Here is a 22,898-nt window from a genome sequence, read left to right on the forward strand (position 1 = left end):
ATGCAGTGGTGGTGTGGGAGGAGGGGAGTCGTGAGGCTCCCCCCTATCCCGATTATCTGTCCTGAGACAATCTTTGTCCTCACGGCAAAGATATATTTTGAAGAAATTGGCAGGGTATTAGGGTTGTTTCTCGATTGTCATGACAATTATTTTTGCCAGGCCAGGGACAGAAAAGTTGGAAAACTGGGACTGGATATTAAATTAAAGAAATTGAGCGTTTGATTGAGGAAAGACGGGCGGCAAGAGCGGCTAAGGACTGGGAGAAAGCCGATGAGATCAGACGTCTCCTTGCAGAAAAAGGGGTGAGCCTCAAAGATACCCCTGCCGGCGCCACGTGGGAAATCGAATAAAGATTAAGATTCCTTCAATATCATGCATAGCGCTGTGGTGAGCTTAATCGTATCTTCATCGGCCTTTCTCAGCCTTGCACTAATGATCCTGGCCAGGTTCAGCAGCATCCGGTAACCAAGCTCGTGGTCTTTCTCGGCAAGCCTTAAAAAATCATCCCTTTTAATCTTATATACGAGACAGTTCGTCAATGCCTTGACCGTGGCTGTCCTCTTTTGTTTTTCCAGAAGAGCAATTTCACCAAATACGGCATGATGCTTGGCATCCAATCTTGTAAAAACCTTACTCTTTTCCCTATCCTCCTCATCCATGTCACTTATGATCAGACTCTTCACCACCTCCACGGTTCCCTCCATGATGATGTACATGGAATCACCGGCATCTCCCTCTCTCATGATGATCTCATTTTCGGGAAATTTGACAGGATGTAAGATATCTGAGACCTTACTGATCTGTTCGGGAGTGAGGTTTCGGAAAAGTTCTATCTCTCGCAAGAGCAAGTCATCTTTCATCAAAGATCCCCTGAGTTATGACGGTTACATTTTGTGGGGTATCGTCCTGGAAAGCGCCACGGCAAAGTCTTCTCCACCAACGATGTACTCGTCCTCGGGATTTATCATAACTCTCATTTCGTCTTTTTTGTAAGAAAGGTCTTTTTTCGACTCTCTTATCCGCTCCTTAATGAAGGTGTCAATAACGGATGTGTCGTCTGAAAGAAGGTCTTCCAATTTCATCGCCCTTTTTTCCCTGAGGAGGCCGAGGAGAATCGCATGTTTACCCCGATAGTATGCCGACAACTCCTTGAATGTCCTGCCAACAAAATGGCGAGGAATTTCGATTCTCCACAATTTATTGGTATCACCGAGGGATAGGATACCGGATAATATCTTCGGCAGACCGGGGGAGTTTATAGCGCTGGCTAAGAAGGACCCGACATGTTCTCCCCTGACAATGATTTCGTCAACACTGGCCCTCTGGAGATGCGGTCTGTTTTCACTGTCTAAGAGCTCGGCAACGATTCTGACCACGGGGGCAATTGACTTGATCGTCAAGGCCGCAAGGGTTGTTCTTTCATCAATTCTATCCTTCGCATGGCTCCCAGAGGTATCCGCCATAATTAAGGCAAATCTCGCCCTGGTAATATTGGCTCTTAAGAGCACGTCCTCATGGACATAATTCCCTCTCAAGAATCTCAGATTATATTTACTGTACTTGAGTCTTAGAGAGTCTATCTCGTCAACGGAAAGTTCATTGATCAGGACGATGGATGTATCCCCCATGGAACCATACGTGGTAAGGCCCAGGAGAACATCCTCGGTATACTGATTCCAGCCACATATAATAATATGGTCTCTTTCTCTAACTGATTCCAAGCCCTTTTCCTCCCTTATCTTTTTTTCTACAAACATGGAAGCAATGGTGGCTGTTAATAGAGACATCAGACCGACACCAGAAAAAATCAGTAACAATCCGACGATTTTTCCACCGAGCGTTATGGGATACTTGTCACCGTAACCGACGGTGCCCATGGTCACGACAGCCCACCAGATGCCGTCCCAGATGGAGCGGATGTTAGCTTCCCCCCTCGCCTGTTCAAAGTAGTAAATACCCATTGAACTCAGGAAGATAACGCCTACCGTGATGGTTGCAATCTGCAAGAGGCGTTTCCTGGACAACCATCCAGCAATCTTTACGAATCTTCCCGATAAAGGCCCTATTTTCATTGACCTCATTGGAATTCGAGTTTCAAGTTTCAAAACTCAAGTTTTAAATTTCAAGACTTATGACTTATGACTTACGACTTGCACTTTTCACCGGTGGTCGTATGCGGAAAAATGCATGGTAAAGACGGCCCTGCCCTGGGTAGCGGATCGAAGGTCGGTAGAATACCCAAACATCGCTTTCAGGGGAACTTTTGCCTTGATCTCACTGATAGTCCCTTTTGGTGTTATCGCCTGTATTTCACCCTTCCTCGCATTGATGTCTCCAACGACCTCTCCCGTGAATCCACCAGGTGTAATGATATTAACCATCATGATCGGCTCAAGGAGAATGGGAGCGGCCTGTAAGCATCCGTCCTTAAAGGCCGATGAGGCTGCTACCTTATAACCCAGCACCGTGGATTCCCCCTCTCTGAAGGAACCACCGATGATACTGATTCGGCAATCCACGACGGGATACCCCTCCACAACGCCCATCTGAGTTGACTCCAGGATACCTTCTTCTATGGCAGGATGAAATTCCTCGGGAATCAAATGCGCATCTACCTGTTTTATAATCTCGATGCCCCTTCCCCGTTCCAGAGGTTCTAAAGACAGACGGACATGACCAAAATGTTTCTTTTCGCCGAGCTCCTTTGCAAAACGTCCCTCCACTTCCACCTTTTTTTGAATCGTTTCCTTGTAGATGACCCGGGGTTTCCCCGTATTAATATGGGCATTAAATTCCCTTGTAAGTCTGTCAAACAGGATCTCGAGGTGGAGTTCTCCCATGCCTGAAACAATGGTCTGGGCAGTCTGCTCCTCATATTTTACCTTAATCGTGGGATCCTCTTCCATCAACCTGGATAATGCTATGGATAACCGTTCCTGGTCCGCTGGTGTCTTGGCCTCAACCGCCTGACTGATTACAGGCTCATAAAACTCTATTGGTTCCAGAAGAATCGGGTGGGATTCGTTACAGATGGTGTCTCCTGTGGTAGTGTCCTTAAGGCCAATCACGGCAATGATCTCTCCCGCTTCACATTGTTCAACCCTCTCACGTTTATTTGCATGCATCTTCAGGAGCCTGGCAACTTTTTCTCTCTTCCCGATACTTGCATTGTAGACATCTTCCCCGGTATGTATCTGTCCTGAATAGATTCTCAGGTAGGTCAGTTTCCTGCCACCCTCCTCCTGCATGATCTTGAACGCCAGGGTGGCAAGGGGCTCCTTATTGCTGCTGTGTCGTGTTTCCTCCTTTCCTGTCAGATGATTGATACCCCTGATCGGTGAGACATCTTCCGGTGAGGGAAGAAAACGAACAACAGCGTCAAGGATGGGTTGAATTCCCTTGTTTTTCAAGGCAGCGCCACACATCACGGGTACTACTTTCAGGGAAAGGGTGGCCTTTCGGATAGCGTTTATGATCTCATCCGCGGGAATATCCACCCCTTCCAGATACTTGTCCGCAATACAATCGTCCGCCTCGGCAAGTGTTTCCATCAGCTTTTCCCTCTGCTCCCTGGCTTGGGGAAGGATATCGGACGGGATATCTGAAAGGCCATAACACAATCCCCGGGTACTGTCATCCCAGGTTATGATCTTCTCCCTGATCAGGTCCACCACCCCCTTGAATTGTTCCTCCTGACCGAGGGGCATCTGGATGGCAAGAGGCACAGAGTTGAACCGTTCCCCCATCATCTTTATAGTCCCGAAAAAATCGGCTCCCACCCTGTCCATCTTGTTGATAAAGGCAATCTTGGGAACACCATACTTGTCCGCTTGGTACCAGACAGTTTCTGACTGTGGTTCCACACCTCCAACAGCACAAAAGACAATCACCGCCCCATCCAGGACCCTGAGAGAACGCTCAACCTCTATGGTAAAATCAACATGACCGGGGGTATCAATGATATGGATCTCGTGATTTTCCCAGTTACAGGTAGTTACGGCTGATGTAATCGTTATTCCCCTCTCCTGCTCCTGGGGCATCCAGTCCATGACAGCCTCTCCATTATGCACCTCGCCCATCTTGTATGACTTCCCCGTATAGAACAGGATCCTCTCTGTTACGGTGGTCTTACCGGCATCTATGTGGGCCACGATCCCGATATTTCTTGTTCGGGAAAGTTTTGTTTTTGCAGCCATGGGCTTATATCCGGTCCTCTAGATTGCGTTTGAGATGAACACATCCCGAAATTGAGTTATTGTACTTGCCTTTTAACCTCTCTCTTACCCTTCCCTTGAATCGGGGGCCAACAACTCCCTATTCATGGTAAAGGGATACCTTAAGTCAATATGTCCTTTTATTGATTCCGCCTCTTTCCCCTCTATGAGGATCTTTACCTTTTTAATAGCCGGGATATTTGACGTCAGGGTGTTGGTCAGGGAATATACGGTAGATATTTCACTGGTACTTCCACCCGGGTGGTATTTGACAAGGTTTTTGCCGAAACTGACATAAGCCGTTCCGCCTCCCTCAATTTTAATACTTTGCAAGTTCACATTTTCAGGAAATGTATTCACCAGCCCCTTCTTGGAACCTTCCAGCAGTGCATTCACCAATTCCATTGCCTTCTCAACGTCATCCCTTCCCCTTGGAATATATCTCTTTTCCGGGACCAGGAATCGTTCGTTGGCATCCGAGAAATAGAGGACTACCGCCTGTTTCTCCCTTTTCTTGGGGAGGACGCCCTTTCCAGTAATTGGTGGGTATAAGTAATCGAAGAGAGCTACAAAGAAGATGACGAGGGAGACAAAGCCTGCCGTAATGATGAGCAGAAGAAAAAGTATCCTCCTGCTTTTCTTTTTTTTCCTGTTCTTTACCTTGCTGATTTTCCTCTGTTTCCCTGTAGGCATGTTCGCTCCTTATGAAAAAAACCTGTCACCTTTCACTATTGGTTCTATTGCCGTTTACCCACCAGTCACTTTTATCCTTGAACCACCATTGAGAGGAATCTGTCTCCAGGATACTGTCAGCTATTTTTTTTGCGTTTTCCGTACAGAGCCGTTTGACGGCAAATTCGATCCATTCCTTGCTGTACCTGTTTCCCAGGTCTCCATATTCCTTCAACTGAAGGATCAAGGCAAGTTGGTCGGCGTCATGGGCAAGCAGGGATTCCTTTGTTTTTCTTTCATTAAATTCATCAATGGCGGATTTGATTTCCTCTCCAAAGAAGAGGGTCTCTGTCAGTTCTCTGATGGCCTTCTCCTCGTGGACGGTCACATATTTCTTGCTCACGTAGTTCATATCCCCTGTCCTTGCCTCGGGAAGGTCATGGACAAGGCATATCTTGAGGACCTTCAATTCATCAACCTCAGCTTCTAATTTACACAAGGTATAGCCGATGAAGACTGTCATTAAGGTATGTTCGGCCACTGATTCACTCCCGGAACCGAGAAACTGGTAACCCGTGCGCGGGGTTTTCTTTAACATGCCAACCTCAAACAGAAAATTTGCGATATCCCGCATATTACCCCTTCTTTAGGACTTTGATCCTGTTTGCCATCATCTCGGAAATTCTTTTCATCTGCATCTGAAGCGCCGCTATCCCTTCCGGTTTCATGGTTACCAATTTATCCAACTGCCCTTTCCAGTATTCCAACACAGATATTTCATTTTCTCTCAACTTCTTTTCAAATCTTGACTGGAATTCTCTTATAAAGACTGCCTGGTTATCCATCTCAGCCATAATTTATCCTCCCCTGAGAAACAAAGTCATTATATCATTTAAGTTCTTTCTTGCAACCATGAAATTTGCGGCAATTGAGCCCCGCCGTAAATCGGAAGATTGAGCCCGTATGCCTGATAACGATGGAGAAAACCGACGAGACCTCTTAAGCGGGAAAAATTTGATGGTATCGCCAGTATTACTTGATGGACATTTTTCAAACTTTATTGTATAAAAATATACTGTAGGAAATGCCATGCGGCAAGGGGCTTGAGATCAGGAGGAAAGGTAGGTCGTGGCTATGTCGTTGAATTTTGAATTTTCTCAGGAACAGAAGATGATCGAAGAAAACGTGTGGCGATGGGCATCGTCATGGCTTGAACCGCAGATGGAAACACTATACGAAAAAGATGAAATGCCACCGGACCTTTTCAGGGAGTTAGGGAAACTTGGGTTAAACGGGATCGTATTTGAAGAGGAGTATGGCGGGGCTGGACTGGGTTATGTGGAAGCCCTGATCGTTCATGAGAACATTGCCCGGGTAAGTAATGCCCTTGCCATGACCGCTTGTTCAAGTCAGATACTCTGTTTCGACAATTTCCGCAGAAATGCCACGGAAGGGCAGAAAAGGGAAATACTACCCAAGGTCTGCAGCGGTGAGTACATAGGTTGCCTTGGGATTACCGAACCCAATGCTGGTTCCGATGCCATGAGCATGTCAACGAGAGCTACAAAGCAGGGCAATAAATACATCATCGTCGGCAGCAAGACGTTCATCACCAACGGCCCTGTAGCCGATGTCATGCTGTTTTATGCCAAGACAGATCCAGAAAAGGGATCTCGCGGTATTTCCGCCTTCTTTTTTCATACCAAAGGTAAGGAAGGTTTCTCGTGTCAAAAGATCAAAAAGTGGGGGATGAGGACGTCGCCGACGGGATTGATCACCTTTGACAACATGGAACTTCCTGAAGAAAATCTCATCGGCGGCTTGAACAGGGGGGTCGTTGCCCTGACAAACGGACTATGCACGGAGAGAATTTCCCTGAGTGCCTGCAGCATTGGCTCACAGAGGGCATGTCTCGAACTCAGTTTAAGGTATGCCAAAGAAAGGGTCCAGTTTGGGAGGCCTATCGCCTCCTTTCAATTCATTCAGGGGAAACTTGCCGACATGTATACAAGTTATATGTCTTCCAAGTGGATGGCTTACAGTGCTGCCGCCTACTGTGATTCGCTGGAGGACAAGAGAGGAGGAAAAGGCACGGATCTCGATCGCATGGCGGCCGCTTCCCTTCTTGTCTGTGGCCAAATGGGCACCAGGGTGGCCATGGACGCTATTCAGATTCATGGCGGTTATGGATACAGTCAGGAATTTGCCGTTTCCCGACATTACCTGGATCAGAAATTCTGGGATATCGGGGCGGGTACCTCGGAGATCCGGAGAATGATCATTGCAAGAGAACTCCTGAGGGATGAGTTCAAGAGCGGTCGTTAAGATGGCTCCTGCCAGCATACACAGGACACGGGCGAGTCGGTATTATTTTTTAATTTGACATTTCTCCGTGAGTTAAGTACCATTTTTTGTATTGGTAGAAATTACATTCAGGTGCTTTGAATTTTCCCAAGGGCAAAGCTTTTTTCATTTGGCTGGAGGATTTTCATGGTCAATTGGCATTTACAGGTTTGTCGTCTGGTAATCCTTTGTCTGGTAATGATTCTTATTTCCTCACAGTTACTCTTTGCAAAGAGAGATACGGTGCTGCTTACATTTCAAAAGGTTGCCGTTCCCAAAGAGAGGACACAAACCTATATGGTTAAAAAAGGGGATTGGATAATAGATATTATTCGCAGGCAATTAAATGTGAAGGGAATAGAGGCCTTCAAGACGGTGAGACTTGTGAAGCAACTCAATCCTCGTATCCGTAACTTGAACAGGATATATCCGGGACAGGTACTGAAACTTCCTGGTGGTGATATCCCTGTTGCCAATCAAGAGGTCGGACTTTCAAAAGCCGGGATCTCCGCCACAAAAGAGTACACCAGAGAAAAACCTGTCATACCACAGGAAATCCGTCTTGCCATCATCAGGCATGTAATCAGTCGGATGAATGGATCCATTATGACAACAGGAAATTATTATATCCCTCTTTCCCCCATGGGGCAGACGACCATCGCCTGTTCCAAAATACCGCTGGTCGAACTTGACGATGGAAGCGTGATTCTCCTGGATTTTAGCAATCGAATACCGGAGTACCTTGGTAAAATGATCCGGGCAAGCTGGAAAAACTATCATTTGGTCAAAGCCACAAGCCATGATGACATCGCCTATATTCTTCAGAAAATTATCAATGTCTCTAGTTTATACACCATGAATAAAAGGTTACAACCTTTCATCATGGGGGGAAACCCCCAGATCCGTTTATTATTTGACTGGATGATTACAAAGAGTACACCACCGGGGAGTAAGCCTTATCTACAAGGGATTTCCTTTGTTACAGAAGAATCTCATTTACTACCTAAGTCGCTGATAACATATGCGGAAAAAAAAGGCTTGATCATCACTGAAATCATGGATGGAAGCTCTGTGATAAATGTACCTGATGTAACATACACAATCCCGGAGATACCCATCATAGGCAAGACCACCCAAGGGGATATGGTCTGTAATCTCCTTACAACTCTCGGTTACCTGCCGGTTAGAGATGCTGATGTCAAGATATTCGACATGGTAAACGACGGTTTTAATCTTTCCATTAAAGCTGATCTAATTGTGAAAAATGGGGATAAGCAGGTCATGATCCACTCGAAAAAACTACCCCAGCAATTCATCAATATTTTAAGAGACGGGGGAACGGAAGTCGCCTTTATCGAGGAAGGGGACGTGAAAAGATCGGCTGTCGAGAAGACCCTCCATACCATGAATATCCCCTTTTCTTATCAAAGCTTCTCCTTTTCAATTCCTGAAAAAACTGATAAGGCAAGAGCTACCATTACCTTTCCCGCCATTAAAATAACAACAGAGGACAAAGGCGATCTGTACATGCTTGACTTCGATATGGATCGGGAAATCTACGGTTTACTTCATGATAAATGGGAGGTGAATGCTGTAAGATATTGAAGATAAAGGCAATTGCACTACTCTCAGGGGGACTGGACAGCATCCTGGCCGCAAAGCTCATCCTCGAGCAGGGTATCGAGGTAGAGGGGGTTACCTTTGAAACCCCCTTTTTTGGCGCCCGGAAGGCCCGGACAGCAGCTCAAAATATCGGTCTCCCTTTGTTCATCATAGATATTACGGAAGAATATCTTGAGATGCTCAAGGCACCAAGGTACGGATACGGGAAAAATATGAATCCCTGTATTGATTGTCATATTTTAATGTTGAAGATCGCGGGGAAGAGAATGAAGGAGACCGGCGCTGATTTTGTTTTCACAGGAGAAGTCTTGGGTCAGCGGCCCATGTCCCAGGGCAGACAATCCCTTGATGTGGTGGCAAAAAAATCAGGCTATCAGGGATACATCCTTCGGCCGTTAAGCGCAAAGCTACTGCCGGAAACAAAACCGGAAATGGAAGGTAAGGTTGATCGGCAAAAACTCCTTGATCTTCAGGGAAGAAGCAGAAAACGCCAGATGGAGATGGCGAGACGCTATGGCATAACCGATTATTCCACGCCTGCCGGGGGATGCCTGCTTACCGATCCCATGTTTTCTAAAAGACTCAAAGACCTTTTTGAATACCACAGGGATTTCAGGATAAGGGACATGGAACTCCTTAAGTTTGGCCGGCATTTTAGAATCAACAATACAACCAGGGTCGTTGTTGGAAGGAACAGCTCTGATAATAAGGCTATCCAGCGTTTGTACGAAGAGGGGGATATCATGATCCACATGACACACTTTCCGGGGCCGACCGTTCTCGTCCCTGATGGAGGTGACGAAGAAATATGTTACCAGGCAGCCGCTATCTGTGCGTATTACAGCGATGCTCCGAAAGATGTCGAAAATATCGCCACATGTACAGTGGGGGGAAACGTTACCCTGATAACGACAAAGGCTTTCTCCAGAGGGGATATTGAACAGTGGATGATTTGATCACTACCTGCCCGAGTGGCAGGCCGCGGTTTGTTCGGGCCTCGCATTGCCTGACGATGGGTTCCTTAGACCCTTGATTAGATAATATGAACAGCGAAGTAAAGATACGTCTTACAGAAACGGTTCATGGAGCCGGCTGAGCCTGCAAGATAGGTCCGGGAGACCTGAATGAGGCATTGCGTGATTTACCTCTCATCGCTGATCCAAACCTGATCGTGGGGATGGAACATGCGGAGGATGCTGGTGTCTATAAACTGAGGGATAATCTGGCTATCATTCAGACCCTTGATTTTTTTACCCCTATCGTGGACGATCCCTATATTTTTGGCCAGATCGCTGCTGTGAATGCATTATCCGATGTCTACGCCATGGGGGGGAGACCCCTGACGGCAATGAATATCATCTGCTTTCCTATTGGCAAAATGGATATTGCCATCCTCCGTCAGATTCTTAAGGGGGGCCTGGATAAGATGCGGGAAGCTGGTGTCCTCCTTGTCGGAGGGCACAGTGTGGAGGATAGTGAATTGAAGTACGGGCTGTCCGTGACGGGGGTCATCCATCCCGAAAAAGTCCTGCTGAATAAAAATGCCAGGGTGGGGGATAAGTTGATCCTCACCAAGCCTCTCGGTACCGGCATTGTCAGCACGGCATTAAAGGGGGGGGTAGCCGATGAGGGGCTGGTAGCCCGGTCGGTAAAATCCATGACCACCTTGAACAAAAGGGCTATGGAGCTTATGACAGAAATGGAGGATGTTCATGCCTGTACCGATATCACCGGTTTTGGTTTTCTCGGTCATGCCTGCGAGATGGTGGAAGGAAGCGATGTGGGGATGCAGATTTACGCCTCTTCCGTTCCTTATTTTCTGGGCATCCGGGAGCTTGTCGAGATAGGCGTTGTACCGGGTGGCTTGCACCGGAACAGGACGTTCCGCAGGAATATGATCGAAATTGATTCCCCCTGTCCTGACTGGATGATAGACATCTTCTTTGATCCACAGACCGCTGGAGGGTTACTCATTTCCCTCTCCACGGGGCAGGCAGAGGTGTTAATTAAAAAAATGCGGGCAGAAGGTATGGATGGAGCGGCCATCGTGGGAGAAGTCGTACCGGAACCGAAGGGAAAGATCCGTGTTACTTAATCTTCGCCACCCGCTCTGGAAGGAGATTTTCCCTTACCGGATTCAGCCGATGAGGATGGTTCTGTTGTTTCTTCTTTTTTTCCCTCAGTAGATGATACCTTCTTTCCGCTATAGTCGGTGACATACCAGCCAGAACCCTTCAGATGGAAGGAAGAAAGAGAAACCAGCTTTTCGACTGGACCATGACAGAATTTGCAGGCATTTACTGCCGGATCGGTAATTCTTTGCAATACCTCATATTCTTTACCACATTTCCTGCACCTATATTCGTAAATTGGCATACTAAACCCTCTGGAATTCTTTATATATCATTAAATAGGTCACCTATTTTGTAACGATTGCTGAAACAATCAAGAACCAATGTTAAATCGGGGTAAACTATAGACTGAAGCATGCTTCTCGTAATGTCGTGGGCCTTTTTTTCTTCCTTTTCTTTTTCTTCCCGAGGTGCGTCGAAATTACCCTCCCCGCATTCAAACCGGATTACGTGGACGAGCTCATGTGTGGCGATGTATAACATCAGAGGGCTCAATTTAACGAAAGAATTCGCCCTCTCCACAGCATCGAGGATCCGGTTATCTTGAAGACAGATTCTATAAAAATGAAAACTGTTCTCGTTATTTACCTCCTCACCTTTTTGATAATAGTACTTGCAAAGATGCGCAAATGCCCTTTCGTTCACCTCATGATCTTCAAGGTAGGCGAGAGTTTTTACATCATACCGATGAGCCAACTCCTCGTGACTGATGCGAAAATACTGCGTTGCCAGTTTTTCGGCATGTGCGAACGCCCCCTTTGTTAGAGAAGTCTGTGCCGCATTAAAGTACATAGCCTATAACCGGGGCACTACCCCCCGAACCCCCATCTTTTTAAGCCCCCTCCGATGGGGAAGGGTTAAACAAGAGCAAGAAGGATACCACAACAATTTATCTTAATATATACATCCCTTTGTTTCTGTCAATAACCTTTGAAACCACGGTTTCCCTATGTTCACCGGGGTGATGTGAGGATATCCCAGGCTGCTTCATAGAACTGTACTGCTTGATCTTCACCAATGGGCAGTCCGGACCTTACACTCCTCTCAAAAAAGGGCATGGAACCACGGTATTGGTACAAACCTCCGGCAATAGTCTTCATGTTGACGTGGCTCATGGGCAACTGAGTAGCATACACTACAAAACTTTCGGTCCCAAAAGGCTGAGACGCCTGGAGGTCAAACCGGTCCCCTTCATCCGGAATTTTATACGTCTTTCCCTTTTTGAAAAAAGATATCTGGCGGTAATTATTGGGAAGGAGTTGGCAAATACCTTTAGCACCAACTTTGACGATCCTGGCATTGAAATCCCTGTTACCCTCCACATAAACATTGACGTGTTCTCCTTCTTTGTATCGTTTTTTATCTGTCCATATCCTGACCGTAAGTATATCCGCTGTATCCATTGATTCAGAAAGCTGCTGTGCCCTGCCATTCCCGGTGTCCTTCAGGGCGTATACCACTTCCGCTTCAATCAACACATGGTAACGACCGTTATCCTCCATACCAAGATATTTCTGATTCAGTATCTTTACAAAACCATGGGGGTGTATCTTGATGATCTCATATTCCAGGCCGACTTCTCTAATCTTTGTCTTTTTTAGGAACCGTTTAGCCTGCTCCAGGGCCTGGCGTTTGGCCATTTTCAAGGCCTCTGCCCGGAGTTGTTTTAATGTCTTGTTACCGGCATGGTCCACATAGCCATCGGCTACCTGAATGATTGAACGTTTTTCGCGATCTGCCAACACCGGAGAAGGAGTATCAGTAGCAGGGGAGACAACTTCCGGCATCAAAAGGGGAAAAATTATGAGAATAAACAACATGAAAAGCACCTTTAAATGGCATAAAAAATTCATCATGTCCTCCTTCTTTGGGGTTATTCAACAAGATGCAGCTTATCTGCCTACCTCTACACCAGCAATCTGGACTGAGGCATCCTTGTCGAGACCCGCTGCATTGTCAAAAACAACGTTGATAAGATACCCTACAAACTTGCACCGTGTCATTATCCGGAGTTTATCTCTACATTCGATGGCTCGATAGAGGAGGGTAAAGAAGCTCAATAAAATTTGCCGATCGGTGAAATCTTCTGATGGCATGTACGTAGAGAATAAACAACTCAGCGTAACTCGATCCTATCCTGCCATTTCCCAAGTTTGGATCACAAGTAACACAATCAGAAACACCTGTCAATTTTTTACGATTCAGATATGATGACTTCGTAAAAAGTCGTCATTCCCGCGAAGGCGGGAATCCAGAGAGCATGTAACTATCTTAAAACACTGGATTCCCATCTTCATGGGAATAACAAACAGAGGTGAAATTCGACTTTTTACGGGAACATCATTATTGCAACGTAGAAATATCACCCCTTGGGATGAAAAAGTTGAGGTAAGCCCAGTAATGTCCGGTTAAGTCTTTGCATGTGATTGTCCTGGGGATAGCGGTTAAAAGGGTAGAACGTCCCGGCATTTTCTGGAAATTTTGGGTTTCGATACCCTAACATTTATGGTAGTATTTTAGTAACTATTCAGGTAGGCACAGAGGGGCAAAGTTTAGCAGTTTAATCAGGAAGTTAAGCAGCAAATAGACGTGGGGACAGATTTCAAATCTGTCCCCAATATGTGCCTTTGTGCCTATTAACCTGAGTAGTTACGTATTCTATTATCCACATTAGGACATGGAAGAGATTCAAGAGATGTTTAACCCTGTTCGACATAACATGAAATGAAAGCCATATTTTTGTCTGATGCCCATCTGAAGCGGGAAAACGACATGGGTTATCGTTACCTCATGCGTTTCTTCGACCTTCTTGAGGGCAATACGGTTAAAATTGGTGAACAACAGACCGAGCAGCCATACGACGAGATGGTAGGCTATTCGATCGGCATTGATGACCTTTTCATTGCAGGAGATCTTTTTGATTTCTGGTTCTGCAGGAATAACCACATCTACCCGGAATTCAGGGCGATAATCGGTAAACTGACAGAACTGAAAAAGCGAGGAGTTCGTATCCACCTCTGCGAGGGAAACCATGACTTCTTCTTAGAAAACTATTTCTCAAAGACCCTCGAGATGACCGTCTTTACCGAGTGGGCTGTCATTGATTCTGATGGCCAGCGGATTCTTGTTTCCCATGGCGACACGATAGACAGAGCAAATATAAAGTACCTATTGTTGAGAAAGATACTGAGAAGTATTATTTTTTACCGGATACAGCAAGGCATCCCTTCTTCTATCCTCTGGGGTCTTGCCCGGATAAGTTCAAATATGAGTAAAGAACTTTCCAGTGAATCTGAGGACAGGCTTGTCGAGAAAATGCACGCATTTTCCCTGGAAAAGTTCAAAGAGGGCTTTGACGCCATTATCCTGGGGCATTGTCACAAGCCCTTCTTAAAAGAATATATGATCGAGGACAGAAGGAAAACATTTGCCACCCTCGGTGACTGGATCAAACGTTACTCTTACCTTTATTATGAAGACGGCCGCTTTACACTCTCTTATTATAGGCCTTAGCTTGGCCTTAAAATGTTTGCCATAATAATGTTTCAGCAAAAACTGGACAAACTGAGATAAATGTGTCAAATTTTTTCGAATCTGGTAACTACCTTGTAAGAGGCATCTTGATGAATTTCGGCGGGATTGACCCAGTATTTTCTTCTTTTGAAAAGGCGGCTTTTGTTATCGTTCCCGTTCCTTATGACCTTACGTCAACCTATCGGCCGGGGTCAAGAAATGGGCCTTTAGCTATCTTAGGCGCCTCACACCATATGGAACTCTATGATGAGGAGGTGGGCAAAGAAACCTATCTCGCCGGTATCCATACCCTTCCCCTTCTTGAAGTGAATGCCCGGGGACCGGCGGAGATGATAACAACTATACACCAAAAGATGCTTGAAATCATCTCGTTTGATAAAACTCCGGTTATCCTGGGAGGCGAACACAGCGTATCATTGGGGGCCGTTCGGGCAATGAGGGAGAAATACCCTGAAATATCGGTGCTTCAACTGGATGCCCATGCCGATCTAAGAGATTCCTATCAGAGCAGCCCCTATAGCCATGCCTGTGTAGGCCGTCGCATATGGGAATTGTGCCCCCTTGTCCAGGCAGGAATAAGGAGCATGAGCGCGGAAGAGGCTTCCTTCATGGCAAAAAACAAGATGAAGACATTTTCCGCAGATTTCATACTTGAAGAAAGCCGGTGGTGGGAGGCGATTTGCGAAAACATGCAGGGTGATCTCTATATAACGATTGATCTGGATGTCCTTGATCCTGCCATCATGCCTTCGACCTGCACACCAGAGCCAGGTGGCATTTACTGGAAGGATCTCTTACGTTTGGTAAGGGAAACAGCTAACCGGTGCCGGATACGGGGGTTTGATGTTGTTGAACTTGCACCCATTGCCGGGATGGTTGCCCCTGATTTCTTAGCGGCAAAACTCATCTATCGCATTATGGGTTATCTGCTGACAAATGATTGATGTTCAGCCATAGGTATCCACAAGAGAGACTCATTTGATTTTGTCTTACAAGAACAAATTGAGTAATAACGTTGTTACTGGGCACAGGTGGGATGGTTGTCTTGAGTAGTCTACGATAAAATTTAAGGAGGGGAAAATTGAATGCTTATGTTCCTAAGAGGATATTTTTTACAAAGGGTGTGGGTACTCACAGGGAAGAACTACATTCCTTTGAACTGGCCCTTCGGGATGCCGGTATCGAGAAATTTAACCTGGTTCAGGTCTCAAGCATTTTACCACCTGGTTGCAAGGTGATTTCCAAGACTCAGGGTTTAAAAGAGTTGAAACCCGGCGCATTAGTTTATTGCGTAATGAGTCGGTGCTGCAGTAATGAACCAAGGAGGTTACTTGCGGCATCAGTAGGTTGTGCCATACCTGCCGACAAAAACGCTTACGGCTACATCAGTGAACATCATACCTTTGGTCAAACGGAAAAACAGGCTGGGGATTACGCGGAAGATCTAGCCGCGGCGATGCTGGCCTCAACTCTCGGTATTGATTTCAATATTGACGAAAGCTGGGATGAAAAAAAAGAAATCTTCAAGATCAGCGGTAAAATTGTCAGCACCCGGAATATTACCCAATCCGCTATCGTGAAGCATCAGGGATATACAACCGTCCTGGCTACCGCAGTTTTCGTTTTTTAAATCTGTTTCTTTCAGTCATATCAAGTCGTATGTCGTATGTCGTAGACAAAAGACGTATGACGTATGACGTATGACGTATGACTGATGTTTTAGACCCGTTTGAATCGGTCATGATGACCGATGTGACAATCTTGTCCGAAGAGTCAGGAATACAACAAAGCATAGGAGTTATACCTAATAAGGGTTATAATTGTCCGATGCATATCATCTTTGAAAGCCTTCTTCTCCCTGGCCAAATAGTCTGGTGCACGAATAACACGTTAATATTATTACTGTTTAAAACGGGTGCCGGTAAAAATAATAATGGCATGAATCATGAGTAATTAGATAGGCAAGTATGGAAACGATTCTTAAATGTGGTCGAATCTCTGGTTTTGTTAATTAACATTTCACAAACACTACTTTCCCTTGCAGATTCAAGGACTTGTTTACATGAGCTGTCTCTTGTTGCCAACACTGTATAAGAACTGTTACCACCACAGGACGTCAAGCCTATTTTCGGAGTGGACGTTGCGGTTTTGTCAGAGTAATTACAAGGAATGTCCTGTATATCAAGAGTGGAAAAAAAGGATCCCCCTGGGAGAAGAGATAGTGGACAATATTTTGTCCAAGACAGGCATGAAGAAATAGTAGTAGCTAACAAGTATCTCTAGCAAATAAAAGCTAAAAAGGAAAAGTAAATCATAAAATGCATTGATCAAAAAAGGATGATATCATGGAAACGATGGCAAAGGAAAAGGAAATTAAGGAATTGGCAGAGAAACGGGAGTGGTGGCGGGTGGCCGAGAAGACCCGCTCCAAACGTCTTAACTATCTTCGCAAGACAGTCTGGAAAAAAGGAGCCCTCGGGGGGAACTATGCCCCTGGTATAAAAATTGACCTGATCTTTCCCCAGCTTTTTATTGGAGCATGGAAGGAACACGATGGTAAGCCCATTATGCTCAGGAAGGCTCATGCCCTGGCCGATGTGCTGGACAAAACACCCATATTCATTACTGACCATGCGCAACTTGTGGGCTACGTGGGGAGCGCTCCTCATGAGTTGGTCTGGCACTGGCAATCGGCAAGTATAATAAACGAGGAGCTCTATAACGAACCGGGGATCATCCCGGAACCGGAAAAAGAGTCTTTGAACATTATAGCCAAGCTGAATGATTACTGGGGAGGTCAGACAGCTCTCGACAGCCTGGCCAAAGCCCTGGATCCTGAAGATGCAGTGAAGTTTATGAGCGGCGCCATCGGGTGGGGGATTCCCTCATCTGCCGGTACTTATTCCACCAAGGACTTTGGGTTCATTTTTAAAGGCTTTGAAGCGATAATTGATGAAATTGACCGGCATATCGAGGAAGCTGAAAAGAAAACCCAGGGCAATCCCTCACCTGAAATTATTCCCCTGTACGACAAGTTTCACAGGTGGGAGGCCATGCAGACGCTGCTGGAGGCTGGTATCCGATATGCAAAGCGGTACGCCAGGTTGGCCAGGATTGTGGCGGAAAATTTTGAGAGCGATCCGCAACGCAAGGAAGAGTTGTTGCGTATTGCCGAGACCTGTGAACGCGTTCCGGCAAAGCCACCCAGGAACCTTCAGGAATCATTGCAGTTTGATCACTTCGTTCAGGTACTTCTAAGATATGAGACCTTTGAGGGAGCCTGGCCACACCGACCTGATTATATCCATGGTCCTTATTATGATAAGGACGTGAATATAGAAAGGAGACTTACCAAAGAAGAGGCCATTGACCTTGTGGGTGAGCACATGATCCGCACCTATGAAGTGGGTATCTTCGCACCACGGTGGGGCAAAGAAGGGCTCCAGGGTATTACTGGTACCTGGGTATGGACCATGGGAGGGGTTAATCCTGACGGAACTGACGCCTGCAACGACCTGACCATCGCCTATATGCAGGCCGCACGGTTGGTGCGAGTTTCCAACCCTACCTTTGCTTTCAGATGGCATCCGAGGGTAGCCGATGATGTAATGAGGGAGGTTTTTGAGTGCGTACGCCATGGTCTCGGTTATCCTTCCATACGCAACGATCCTGTGCTGATCGCCAATGGGATGTACTGGCATGGGCATCCCCTGGAGGAGATGAGAACATGGGTGCATCAGGCCTGTATGTCACCCTGTCCCACCACCAAATATGGATGCCAGCCCTTCAGGATGGCATCGGCCACAGCCAATCTTGCCAAGGTTATAGAATACGTACTCCATAACGGATATGATCCCGTAATAAACATGCAGATGGGCCCAAAGACGGGCGACCCTTGCAAGTTCAAGGACTTTGAGGAATTATTCCAGGCCTGGGTCAAGCAGGTGGAGTGGCTAATGAACATTCTGGTGCGTACGGTTAATCTGGGAAGAACCAAAGATCCGGAGTTCTTTGGGAGACCAATGCTATCTGCCATTTACGAGCGTGCTGTGGAGACAGGAACGGATGCGGTTGACCCGACCAATGGTGAGCGCGGCAACGCTTGGGTAACCGGCTTTACCTTTGTAGAAAATGCCGACAGCTTGGCTGCCATAAAGAAGCTTGTCTATGAGGAAAAGAAATACACGATGGAACAGTTGATAGAGGCCATTAAGACTAACTGGGAAGGTTATGAGGAGATGCGTCTTGACTTTGTCAGAGGCGCTCCCAAGTGGGGCAATGACGATGATTATGTGGATCAAATACTGTTGCGCTGTCTGAGAGAAATGGCCAGGCACGGGAAAGAGATAAAGTGCACTGCGGGGAATAATATACCGGTTCTACCGGAGAACGTAAGTGGCAACATCCACTATGCCAATATCGTTGGCGCTCTGCCCAACGGCCGCAGGTTGGGTGATGCTCTTTATGACGGTGGCATTTCCCCCGGTCCGGGTCTTGACAGGAAAGGCCCTACAGCAGTTCTTAAGTCCTGTGGAAAAATCGACCATATCACCGATGGACGGGCCTTTTTGCTAAACCAGCGGTTATCTCCAACCCAGCTTGCAGGTGAGAAGGGCTATCAGTTATGGAAGTCCTATATGAGGACCTGGGCTGATTTAGGGCTTGATCATGTGCAATTCAATATGGTGGATGACGCTACCCTACGCGCTGCCCAGAGGGAGCCTGAGAAGTATCAGGAGGTAATTGTCCGGGTTGCCGGTTACAGTGCGCACTTTGTGGATATCAGCCGTAAGACCCAGGACAATATTATCCAGAGGACCATTCAGGGACTGGTCTAAAGTTACCATGCCCCGAGTTCTGTGAGAGGCTCGGGGCAAAAGTAAGCGTCCAGCAGTCAGCAATCAGCGGTCAGGAAGAAACCGAACGCTGATAGGTGAACACTTACATTGGTAGAAGGGAGGGGTTGTGGATACGGATACCGTCTTAGGTAGTAAACATTTAAGAGGTAAGACTTTGTTTTTACCGAAAGCTGTCGGCTGATGGCTGAAAGCTTATGAAGAAAGGAGGTTATTAAAATGGCACAGGTTGAAGAACAGAAAGAAGAAGTGGTAAAAAAAGCGGAGGAATTGTATGACGCTCGCCAATTCTGGTGGTGGGCGGAGAAGAAGAGGCCGTCTCGGCTCAACTACCTGAGGAAGGCGGTTTGGTCCAAGGCTGCCAAAGGATCAGCCTGGTTACCCGGGGTTCAGATGGACCTGGAGAATATCCGCTGGTACACGAAGACATTCAAAGAGGCCCCTCCCTCGGAGCCCTTTATTATCACGAGAGCAAGAGCCCTTACAGCTCTCCTTGATAATATGCCCGTATTTATTACCGATCACTCCCGAATCGTGGGGTATCCGGGTTCCGCTCCCCATCTCATCTCCTGGATTCCCACCGCTTCTTCCACGCTTAACGACGATATGATAAACGATCGGACCGGTATCATTCCCGAGGAGAATCTGGAAGAGGTAAAGGAGATGGCCAATTTCTGGAAGGGGAGGACCTATGAGGACAAATGTCGTCAGTATCAGACCCGTAGGGAAAGGGTACTGGGAACCATGGCCGATTTTCTGGCACCGGGGAGAGACATCATCGGATCTGATTACGTTAACCCCCAGCCTGACTGGATGTACCAGGGATTTGCCTCGATAATTAAAACGATTGAGGGGAAGCTAACCGAGGCGGAGAAGAAGATACGAGGGGCCGCCACTGCGGAGGAGCAGGTTTCACACCTCCAGAAGATGGACACCTGGAAGGCGATGAAAATGTGCCTGGAGGCAGCGATCAGATATGCGAGACGCTTAAGCCGTCTGGCGAAGATCATTGCCGAGAACTTTGAGACCGATCCAAAGAGGAAGGAAGAACTCTTGCGGATCAGCGAGACCTGCTATAAGGTGCCGGCACAACCTCCGGAGCATCTCTGGGAGGCCATGCAATTCGATCACCTTGTGCAGGTAGCATACAGGCTTGAGTGGATCAACAATGCCTGGCCATGGCGTCAGGATTACTGGCACTGGCCCTTCTATAAAAAAGACGTCCTCGAGGAGAAGAACCTGACAAGGGATGAGGTAGTGGAGTACTGTGCGGAGTGGATGATTGCCGCCTTTGGATTTGGCAGGGCATACCTTAGGTTTGGCAGGGAAGCCCTCCAGGGGAGTCCCGGCCCCTATGTATGGACCATTGGCGGAGTGGACGAGGACGGCAACGATGCCTGCAATGACCTGACCGATTGCTACCTGGAGGCAGCCCTTATAAGCAGGGTAAGCGATCCCACCTTTGGTTTCCGTTACAGTTCCAAGACCCGCACCGAGACCCTCCGGCGGGTATTTGAATGCATCCGCCACGGTCTGGGATATCCTTCCATCAGGAATGATGACGTCCTGATCCCCAATCTGATGCACTGGTTTGGTCATCCGTTGAAGGAGGCAAGGCGCTGGCAGCACCAGGCGTGCATGGCACCCGCCCCTGATACGAAATGGGGTGCGCCAGCCCTAAGATACCCGTCAGCCTCGATAGCAAGCGGATCAAAAACAATAAGTTTCGTTATGTTTGACGGTTTTGATCCGATAACGGGGATGCAGACAGGCATTAAGACGGGGGACTGTACAAAATTTGAAACATTTGATGAATTCTACAATGCATGGTACGAGCAATACAAAGCCGGTTTCAGGCTGGCGACGACCATGGAGCATAAGAACAGGTATGTGGAGGCCCATCATCATCCTAAACCGATGATCTCCGCCCTCTTCGAGCGCTGCATAGAGACAGGTGAGAACAGTGCCCTCTGTAAGGAGAGGAGCAGTTTATGGTTTACCCTCTTTGCCTTCAGCGAAATAGGCGACTGTATGGCGGCGGTGAAGAAGCTGATCTATGATGAAAAGAAGTACACAATGGCCCAGTTGAGGGATGCCCTCCTGGCGAACTGGGAAGGTTACGAGGAGATGAGACAGGCATTTGTCCGGGCGCCCAAGTGGGGCAACGACGACGACTATGTGGATCAGATATGGGTAAGGGTGCATGAGGACCTGGGTAAGGCATCCTGGTCTGTCCGTGATATCAATGGTCAACCCTGGGCTACTCTGCCGGAGAATGTGGCGCTGAACATCGTCCAGGCCCCGAAGATCGGTGCCCTGCCCAATGGTAGGAGACAGGGTGATCCGTTGTACGATGGCGGCTGTTCTCCCGGCGCCGGATTTGACAAGAAGGGACCTACGGCGGTGCTGAAATCGGTGAGCAAACTTGATCATGTGGGTTCGGTAAGGGCAACACTCCTCAACCAGAGGTTATCCCCCTCCCAGCTTCAGGGAGAGAAGGGTTTTGCCATGTGGCGGGACTACATGAAGACCTGGCATGACTTAGGGATCAACCATGTGCAGTTCAACATGGTTGACAACGAGACCCTTTATGCCGCCCAGAAGGAACCGGAGCAGTACAACGAGCTGTTAGTGAGGATTGCCGGTTACAGCGCCCACTTTGTTGACATGAATAAGATAACGCAGGACGGCATCATTGCCCGTTCTGTGCAGAGGTTTTAGTTTTAGTAGGGGCGTATTCAAAATATACCCCGGAATAACCCCCCTACCAGAGGAACACCTACATTATTTAGAGGCAGTCGTAAACACGACTGCCTCTATGGCCTCGTGAAGAGTATTATTCAAGGTCTGATAAAAGTAATGAGACGCTTATTCTTAATTGTTGGCGTTGTTATCATCACGGCATCTATCTCTACCCTCGCGGTTGTTTATCAGCGCCACCACCCCTCATCAAGATGTTACCTTGACGGTAGTAACATCGTCCACCTTTACGAAGTAATAATTATTCAGAAAGATAAGTTACCAAGAAACTTCTCCTGTGTTTTCAGTGCCCGGATGTGGTTGAGCAGGAACAGTAAGGAGGTTTCCTCTATCCTTGTTACCGATGAGGCTACCGGGAAAAAGATAAAGGCAGGGGAGGCTTATTATGTGGTAAGTGAGGTTATCACTACCCCTTACACCGGAAATCGAGTCCACGTCTTTGGGGAAAGATCATCAGCCATGTTACATGCCCGAAAGTTCAAGGGGAAGATGGTGGAAAACCCTTTTCAGGCACAGGAAGAGAAACCGATGCCGGCAAAATACAGAACAAACTCTCCTTATCCTACCGGCCCTGACCTTTTCTTCCCCTCTTACCAGCACCCTCTCTGCTTGCCAACGGAAACTCCTTTGCTGAAAGGAGATAATTGTTGGCGACTCCTTTATAGATACCCTCTTCCACATGCCGACGGGTATCTAAATCCCCCCGAAAAGATACCCATAACTATCATTTAACCCCCCTCAAAAACCAGAGAGAATTTTGCCTC

At 47.1% G+C, this 22,898-nt stretch carries 22 protein-coding genes; 12 read left to right on the forward strand and 10 right to left on the reverse strand.

The window, feature by feature from the left end:
* Positions 1–222, forward strand: a 222-nt coding sequence (locus QMD03_04395; protein MDI6776472.1) for a hypothetical protein, incomplete at its 5' end; no start/stop codon positions are given.
* Complete coding sequence (locus tag QMD03_04400) at positions 219–350, forward strand: hypothetical protein (GenBank protein ID MDI6776473.1); 132 nt, start codon at positions 219–221, stop codon at positions 348–350. The genes QMD03_04395 and QMD03_04400, both read left to right, overlap by 4 nt.
* Positions 351–353: 3 nt before the next feature.
* Here QMD03_04400 and QMD03_04405 read toward each other — a convergent pair whose 3' ends face one another.
* The 6 genes from QMD03_04405 to QMD03_04430 form a co-directional block, all read right to left on the reverse strand.
* A complete protein-coding gene (locus QMD03_04405) occupies positions 354–860 on the reverse strand; it encodes a cyclic nucleotide-binding domain-containing protein (GenBank protein MDI6776474.1) in 507 nt (168 codons plus the stop codon).
* A 24-nt stretch (positions 861–884) separates the two neighbouring features.
* Complete coding sequence (locus QMD03_04410) at positions 885–2,072, reverse strand: ion channel (protein MDI6776475.1); 1,188 nt, start codon at positions 2,070–2,072, stop codon at positions 885–887.
* An 87-nt stretch (positions 2,073–2,159) separates the two neighbouring features.
* Complete coding sequence (gene fusA, locus QMD03_04415) at positions 2,160–4,196, reverse strand: elongation factor G (GenBank protein MDI6776476.1); 2,037 nt, start codon at positions 4,194–4,196, stop codon at positions 2,160–2,162.
* Between the two features lie 84 nt (positions 4,197–4,280).
* Positions 4,281–4,907: a GerMN domain-containing protein gene (locus tag QMD03_04420; GenBank protein ID MDI6776477.1), complete on the reverse strand. Its 627-nt coding sequence runs from the start codon at positions 4,905–4,907 to the stop codon at positions 4,281–4,283.
* A gap of 25 nt (positions 4,908–4,932) precedes the next feature.
* A complete protein-coding gene (locus QMD03_04425) occupies positions 4,933–5,520 on the reverse strand; it encodes an HD domain-containing protein (GenBank protein MDI6776478.1) in 588 nt (195 codons plus the stop codon).
* 1 nt (position 5,521) lies between these two features.
* Positions 5,522–5,740, reverse strand: a complete 219-nt coding sequence (locus tag QMD03_04430) for a hypothetical protein (GenBank protein MDI6776479.1) — start codon at positions 5,738–5,740, stop codon at positions 5,522–5,524.
* Positions 5,741–6,020: 280 nt separating this feature from the next.
* Between QMD03_04430 and QMD03_04435 the strand changes: the two genes are divergently transcribed.
* The 4 genes from QMD03_04435 to selD all read left to right on the forward strand — a co-directional run bounded on the left by QMD03_04435 (position 6,021) and on the right by selD (position 10,947).
* On the forward strand, positions 6,021–7,211 hold the full coding sequence (locus QMD03_04435; protein MDI6776480.1) for an acyl-CoA dehydrogenase family protein: 1,191 nt from the start codon (positions 6,021–6,023) through the stop codon (positions 7,209–7,211).
* Between the two features lie 165 nt (positions 7,212–7,376).
* Positions 7,377–8,834 (forward strand): LysM domain-containing protein, encoded by a 1,458-nt coding sequence (locus QMD03_04440; protein MDI6776481.1) that lies wholly within the window; start codon positions 7,377–7,379, stop codon positions 8,832–8,834.
* Positions 8,831–9,808, forward strand: coding sequence for a tRNA 4-thiouridine(8) synthase ThiI (locus tag QMD03_04445; GenBank protein ID MDI6776482.1), 978 nt, complete (start codon positions 8,831–8,833; stop codon positions 9,806–9,808). The genes QMD03_04440 and QMD03_04445 overlap by 4 nt, the downstream gene beginning before the upstream one ends.
* 86 nt (positions 9,809–9,894) lie before the next feature.
* On the forward strand, positions 9,895–10,947 hold the full coding sequence (gene selD, locus QMD03_04450) for a selenide, water dikinase SelD (protein MDI6776483.1): 1,053 nt from the start codon (positions 9,895–9,897) through the stop codon (positions 10,945–10,947).
* Here selD and QMD03_04455 read toward each other — a convergent pair.
* The 4 genes from QMD03_04455 to QMD03_04470 all read right to left on the reverse strand — a co-directional run bounded on the left by QMD03_04455 (position 10,944) and on the right by QMD03_04470 (position 13,080).
* A complete protein-coding gene (locus tag QMD03_04455; protein ID MDI6776484.1) occupies positions 10,944–11,228 on the reverse strand; it encodes a zinc ribbon domain-containing protein in 285 nt (94 codons plus the stop codon). The genes selD and QMD03_04455 overlap by 4 nt on opposite strands.
* A 20-nt stretch (positions 11,229–11,248) precedes the next feature.
* Positions 11,249–11,776, reverse strand: coding sequence for a hypothetical protein (locus tag QMD03_04460; GenBank protein MDI6776485.1), 528 nt, complete (start codon positions 11,774–11,776; stop codon positions 11,249–11,251).
* A 161-nt stretch (positions 11,777–11,937) separates the two neighbouring features.
* The gene (locus tag QMD03_04465; GenBank protein ID MDI6776486.1) at positions 11,938–12,840 is read right to left on the reverse strand and encodes a DUF4384 domain-containing protein; all 903 of its coding nucleotides are present in this window, start codon (positions 12,838–12,840) and stop codon (positions 11,938–11,940) included.
* 36 nt (positions 12,841–12,876) lie between these two features.
* A complete protein-coding gene (locus QMD03_04470; protein MDI6776487.1) occupies positions 12,877–13,080 on the reverse strand; it encodes a hypothetical protein in 204 nt (67 codons plus the stop codon).
* Positions 13,081–13,708: 628 nt separating this feature from the next.
* On the opposite strand from QMD03_04470, the gene QMD03_04475 reads away from it, so the two are divergent.
* The 6 genes from QMD03_04475 to QMD03_04500 all read left to right on the forward strand — a co-directional run bounded on the left by QMD03_04475 (position 13,709) and on the right by QMD03_04500 (position 22,866).
* Positions 13,709–14,497, forward strand: a complete 789-nt coding sequence (locus tag QMD03_04475; GenBank protein ID MDI6776488.1) for a UDP-2,3-diacylglucosamine diphosphatase — start codon at positions 13,709–13,711, stop codon at positions 14,495–14,497.
* Positions 14,498–14,607: 110 nt separating this feature from the next.
* The gene (gene speB, locus QMD03_04480) at positions 14,608–15,462 is read left to right on the forward strand and encodes an agmatinase (GenBank protein ID MDI6776489.1); all 855 of its coding nucleotides are present in this window, start codon (positions 14,608–14,610) and stop codon (positions 15,460–15,462) included.
* Positions 15,463–15,599: 137 nt separating this feature from the next.
* The gene (locus tag QMD03_04485) at positions 15,600–16,148 is read left to right on the forward strand and encodes an arginine decarboxylase, pyruvoyl-dependent (protein ID MDI6776490.1); all 549 of its coding nucleotides are present in this window, start codon (positions 15,600–15,602) and stop codon (positions 16,146–16,148) included.
* Positions 16,149–16,863: 715 nt separating this feature from the next.
* Positions 16,864–19,356, forward strand: a complete 2,493-nt coding sequence (locus QMD03_04490) for a pyruvate formate lyase family protein (GenBank protein ID MDI6776491.1) — start codon at positions 16,864–16,866, stop codon at positions 19,354–19,356.
* Positions 19,357–19,593: 237 nt separating this feature from the next.
* Positions 19,594–22,095, forward strand: coding sequence for a pyruvate formate lyase family protein (locus tag QMD03_04495; GenBank protein MDI6776492.1), 2,502 nt, complete (start codon positions 19,594–19,596; stop codon positions 22,093–22,095).
* A 138-nt stretch (positions 22,096–22,233) separates the two neighbouring features.
* Positions 22,234–22,866 (forward strand): hypothetical protein, encoded by a 633-nt coding sequence (locus tag QMD03_04500; GenBank protein MDI6776493.1) that lies wholly within the window; start codon positions 22,234–22,236, stop codon positions 22,864–22,866.
* Positions 22,867–22,898: the final 32 nt, after the last annotated feature.

The sequence above is a fragment of the Syntrophales bacterium genome, from assembly GCA_030018935.1.
GTDB lineage: Bacteria > Desulfobacterota > Syntrophia > Syntrophales > CG2-30-49-12 > CG2-30-49-12.